A 6131-nucleotide genomic window follows, 5' to 3' on the forward strand; every position below is an offset into this window, starting at 1 on the left:
AGCCCGGGACGCTCGGTTTTTTGTCCGGGAGCGGGATAATAGTGCAGCCTTCTTAACGGGTGATGATCCAGGTCGTCCGGATGCCGGATAATAAAAAAAAACCCGGTACCTGTCGTTTCCCGATAGAAACGGATCAACTCCTCCTTCTTTTCACTCCCATGCCAGGATTCGAAAAAATGAAACGCATCGCCTATCGGTGATACCGATTGCTTCAGGTGGCTGATGCAATCGGTGATGGTCGTAACGTTACGGACCGGGCTGGAATGTGCACTATCTGCTGATGCCTGTTGGACTAAATATGACTGCTCATTTTTGACGGGCAAAATCCCGGTTTCTGGTTTTTTTTTAGGGATTTTACTGGGCTGTGAAGGATCGCCTGAAGAACTTGCCAACCTTTTTTGAGCTGTTACAACAGAATGATCACCGGGTTGCGGATTGTCATTGTGCACATTAACCATGGCACCAGGCTGAATAGGAAGCATGATATTAGTACTTTTTCTGATAGTAATTGCGGTCCGTCAGCCAATTTAGATGGTGTAAACCGGCAAAAGTTCCTCCCTGCAATGCCGCACCTCATCATAGGGGTGCCCTGATAAGCTGGAGCATGCAACAAAACCTCAACAGGCCCTAGTTCCCGCTTAAAATGGTTGCATCATGTTCATTGATCAAGCGTTTTATGGTTTCCAGCGACTCCCGGCAATCCAGGGCAATACCCGGAGAAAAAATCCCACTGCCGATCAGGTTGAAATTTTGCCCTGCCGGACTTTCAAAGATGGTTACCCGGTCACGGAAGTTGCCAACGATCAAGACCCGGAATCTTTTCAGGTCTTCACATATCACCGGGGTATATATGTCAGCAGAGCGTTTATCGCCGATCAGACGAATTAACTGCCGGTTATTTTCTGCATCATCGATGTGATCCTCTAAAATTTTCTTGGTCTGGGGCTCAGGGAGTTCCTCAAGAAAGGCTGCTCCGGTCAGTTTGTTCGTGCTTTGCCGGAGGGTGTCCAACGCCTTGTCGATCAAAAACCGGGCGGACAGTATCAGGGTGTTAGTCTCCTGGAAATAGGTTGATTTTTCCGGGAAACAGGGCTCACCACGGATCAGTCGGGAAATATCCGGTTTACCCCGGGAGGCATGACTCCAACAAACCTCGGTAGCCTCCACCTGTGGCAATTGTTCCCAGGGGTGCAGCAGCGAAAAATTACCGACCTCCGGACTGTCGCGGACATTTTTCAGATAAATTTTATCAATGTACTCAACCCGGAACAGGCGCTGGCTTATTCGTTGAGCCATTCCATGATGATCAAAATTAAACCGGATAATGGTCTGCAGGCTTTGAACAGGCAGGACGGGAAAATCATTCGGGCTTTGCAAATACAGTTGCCAGGCAAACTCCGACCACTGACAGAAAAGATGCTTTTTGGGAGACTGATAGTCGATTGACCAGATGAGCATACAGTGGCTCCAGTCGATAATGGCTTTTTTTTCCGGGGGGGCCAGGGTAGAAAAATGGTCAATGGCATGTCGGGCCGCCTGCAAATATTGTGTCGGCACCCAACGGTAGGCAATCTGAAATGCCTCGATATTAGCTTCGAAACCTGGCGATATTGGGTAAGATCGATCTGATAATGACCCCCTGTCTATGGGGATAGGGCGGAAATTTTTCCGGAACTTTTCCAGGAAGGTGTCCTGGATACGTTTTATCGCCTCTTGGGGTAATTCGGATGTAATGCACTTGTGTTGCTGGAGCAGAGAAGTGGCCAGTGACAATATCCCGTTCCAGCCATCAGCGGCTGCGCCCTGTTCGCAAGATGAATTGACTGACACTGGTGCTGACTGGTAAAGATTGTGCCATTCCGGCTCTGATGAATAACTGATAGTGGAGCTGTCAGCGCCCCCTAAATCACAAAGTCGCCACCCATTGCAGGATCTGACCTCAACGAAATCATGTGATTTCGATTGTACTATTCGGGCTTCAATACCCCAGTAAAGACAGAGTAATTGAAACAGAAACCCACGGTGGCGGCAGGTTCCCTGTTGTTCCTGCAACAATCGCTTGACCAGGCTGACGCCGGTTTCTTCAAAAGTACGATCGTAAGAAAATTCCCTGAACCAATCGACAAGGGCCAGTAGCCGTTCTGAAAGATTCCTTATCTGCCCTATTTCCCCCAACTTCTGGTATCCCGGAAAGTGAGTAGGGTCCCCGCTGAACACCTCCTGATCCAGATGTACTTTGATCAGGGGAGGGCACTGCAAGGGCTGTGTGTTGATAGGATCATCAGCCGTTAACGGCTGAAAATAAGTCAGATCGGGTTTAATAATAAAATCCACCGTCACCGGTTCAGTGAGCCCGGAACGAAGGAAGTATTGGCCGGTGTGCCTGTCCTGTGCCAGCTGCATCTGTTTCGGAATGGATCTCAGACCGGTCAACCGGTCGGTGGGGGTCAGCGATGGCAATGGTTGCCATTTGCGGCCCGGTTTCAGTGTCATGCGCCCCGGGGTTTCACCGGTTTTCAGATCGGTGCGCCCGGTTAACATGGGCAAAAGATTGCTCTGATCCACGGGATGTATTGGCAACGGGCGTTTAACTAACTGCTTATCAGTGGTCACATCGGCTGTGCACAGCTCCAGTCGATACAGACGGGGATCCCATTTACCGGGAAAAAACCGGGTTACCTGAAAGTTTCTGGGCGCACCCGGGGGGCTGCCCAGGCTGAAAACCTTAGGTGGCTTTTTGGCCGAACCTCTGGACGATCTCTTTTCTGATGACGGTACAACAATATAGGGCCACTTAAAGTTGTATGTACAGTTATTCAGATAGGATCGCCACTCCCAGATCAGATGGCCAAGCCAATGTCTCATGGGGACTTTGCCCAATAGATCGGCCGCCCGGAGCAGCTGCGGCAACGTCAGTTCAAGGGGAATGCGTTGCTGTCGGAAATCATTGTTAAGGGCACTGGCGCAATCGGTCAGCCACCGACTCAGCTCCTCTGATACCCCCATGGCTTGCAGCCTGAGCCGGTAGTCATCCAGAGTATCATGGTGGATATGAACGCCGGTAAATCGACTGGTTAATGACGGCGGGAATGCCGTCCGCCCGGGATAGGTGGGTGGATTAACGGTACCAATCAATTTGAACCCGGCCTTGTGAGGCAGCGGCAGGCGGTCATTGAGAAACTCTTCCAATGGCCCGGAAGGAATAATATTGAGCTCACTGACCACTAATACCTCACCCAGACGCCAGGCACGGTTAAAAGCCTGCACAAACTGGTTAAACTGGTCCGGTGCCCCATTGAGATGCTGATAGCCTTTACCGGTTTGCTGTTGCCAGGTGGTCAGGGTCAGCAGTAACAGGGCATCCTTACCCCACCCGGCAGTACCTTCCACCACCATGGCCACTCTTCCCGGTTCCCTGAGTTGCAGAAATTGCCAGCAGGTTTTTATGTACTCTCTGGTGGCCGGAGTATCGATGACCAGTGGCGTCGATTGCTTTTTGTTCACCTGTGCCAACTGTCCGAAAAACTGTGTGAAGGCCCGCTGGTGCTGGTCCAGCAATGAACGGTCCACCTTACCGAAACTGTGCCAGTAATCCCTGAGCGCTTGCCATTGGGGGCGTTTGTCCCGATCAATCCGCCCACCCAGACTTTGCCCGCACGCTTCGTCAGCCAGTGCCAATACCTGGGCCTGGCTTGTGGGACAGAGTGCATCCGCCGTGATCAGTCGGAACCGGGCCATGATGTCTTTCAGGTCCCTTGGCGTCAGCTCATAGTCTGTGGATACCTGTTCTCTGTACTCTGCCAGCAGGGACAGGATGGTGGCCGAAGTGGTGGACCTCAGCTCCATGGGCCAGGTATCCGGCAGGAGTGGCTCAATGATGGCTTGTTGCAGAACGGACTCCGGCAGTGGCCGGTAATACAGGCGCAGAATCCGGCGTTGCAATTCAGGGTCAAGATTCCGCCCCGGATAATTTTCCGGATTACCGGTCAACAAAACCCGGTGGTTATCTGTTAGCTCGAAGGTCTGGCCATTGACGCAGAGCCGGGCAGGCGATTCCAGCAAACCGGCCAGTGGTGACAATAGTCCGTGCTGCACCAGGTTGGCTTCATTAATAACCAGCAGGCCCGGGCGTCTCCTCCTGGCCCAATCCGTTATCTGCCCGGGTACCGCATGAGAGACCGTATTGCCCTGCCGGTCTCGTTTCAGGGAGACCGAACCGTACAGGTCTTCCCAGGTGGTGTTCGGCCCCAGGGTCAGGGTTTTCACTGTTTGCTGGTCAGGCTTTGGGCCAGCGGCCAGCCGGTTCATTGATGCCTGCCGCCGTTCCTGTAACGCTTGCCCGGTGGCGACGGCCAGGCAGGATTTACCGGTACCCGCCGGGCCATTGAGTTCAATGATCCTATGCTGTCTGAGCATGGTGGTGAGCTGTTCAAGCCGCTTGCCCTGTTGCTGCTGATGATGACAGCTGGCCTTCAGCCAATCTGAGGCCAGTGTCTGCAAGGAGGTTGTCAGCAGCGGTTCCGGGAAGGCGTACTGAAGCGGCTGTTGCAGCTGCTCCAGTGGCTCAGACGGATGGCACTGGGTAATGGCGGTCAGTTGCTGGTTCAAATCCCGGGCTTGCTGATGCACCGGGATACTCTGGCTGCCACAGACCCGCAGGGCATCGTACAGCAGACGCAGCCGATGGCCGGAATAGGGATGGATGTTGTTGTCCAGTACCGGCAAAAGATCAGATTCAATGCCCTGTTGAGGGAATATTGAGTGGATAATGGCGGCCATCTTCGCGGTGCAGCGGGGGGAAGGTTTGCCGAAAGTAGCGGGCAAACACTCACCCAGTGCCGGTGCCATATAACGGGCCAATGGCCAGAAATCATCTACCAGATCCTTTGGGTGCTTCAGGGCAGGCAGGGTTTCCAGGATGGCAGCAATGCCATCACGATCAACCTCTTCCATGGAATCCGGAAATATCGCACTGATCTGAGCTTTGACAAAACTGTAAATGGTTTCATTACCCCGCACCGGATGGGCCAGTAACTTATTCAGGGCCTTACGCCAGTGGAAGGGCTCCAGAGTCCCGGCGCGATCCAGCCGCTGTTCAATGGGGAGCTGAGCCTCCAGCAGGGTCAGAAACGCAGCCGGTGCCTGAACCGGAATGACCGGAAAACTTTTATCCGGGCTCCGGGGCAATGTCCGAATGCGGGACAAAAGACAGGCTAATGGCTCGATTGCATTGGGATAGCGGGTCGAAAGGGATTTGATCAAACCGGGAGCCATAATGGATTCTGCCAAAATGGACTCAGCTATATCATCATCGGGTTCAACACTGTCAGGCTCAACACTGTCTGTTGATCGATCGATCAAGATATCCTGCTGCTGTTGCCAGCGCCGGAACCACGGGCTCTGGGCAGGCAGTTGGTCAGCGGGCCAGACTATATGAAGCTGGCAGTTGGGCAGAGCTTTTTTCTGGCCGTAAATCCAGAGATAGGGCTCTGGTGCCAGTAGTGACTCCAGATGCCCTGCCAGGGCCGGGGTATGTTCCAGCCCGGTCAGCACCAACGGTTTACCATTCAGGAGTTGCGTCAATAAGGGGGTTTCTCTCAGCTGAAAACTCAACTTGCCTGACAGTTTCAACTTGCTGGTAAACCAGAGCTCCTCCCATTGCTGCCCGGAGGCCAGTTGATAACAGTCGGATTGTGCAGCGATATTGCCAACACTGCCGGTATACAGCCTGACAGCACTGTCACCGGAAGGCTCTGGCAGAGTGCCTGTCACCAATCCGGGGGCAACGGGCAGTGATTCCGTCCGTTGTTTCAGGATCAGCCATTGCTCATCGGTCAGTTCACCGCTAACCAGCAGCTGGTCAAATTCGCTGGCCATCTTATGAAAGGTATCGGTCTTTTGCAGGGTGTTTTCCTGTGCGGACAGATCACTGAAGATTGCGTCGAAATTATGGGTATTGATAACCCCGCAGGTTTTGCCGGGTAACACCGGTGTGTTGTTGACGGCTTGTTTGAATGCCGTGATATTCTCTGTCGGGGTGTGATATTTCTGCAAGACCAGCGATGCTGGCAGCTCCACCCGTTCACCATTGGCGATGAAGTAGCCTTGCTCAAGAATATCAGACAAATGTT

At 53.0% G+C, this 6131-nt stretch carries 2 protein-coding genes; both read right to left on the bottom strand.

Annotated elements, in window-relative coordinates; genetic code table 11:
• Window positions 1-482: hypothetical protein (locus J7439_RS24720; RefSeq protein ID WP_209204719.1), on the bottom strand; the 482-nt coding region annotated here is incomplete at its 3' end.
• A 145-nt stretch (window positions 483-627) separates the two neighbouring features.
• A partial coding sequence (locus tag J7439_RS24725) for an AAA family ATPase (RefSeq protein ID WP_209204720.1) occupies window positions 628-6131 on the bottom strand: 5504 nt, incomplete at its 5' end.

Origin of the sequence: Salinisphaera sp. G21_0, assembly GCF_017744115.1 — a bacterium.
Taxonomy (GTDB): Bacteria; Pseudomonadota; Gammaproteobacteria; order Pseudomonadales; family Endozoicomonadaceae; genus Endozoicomonas.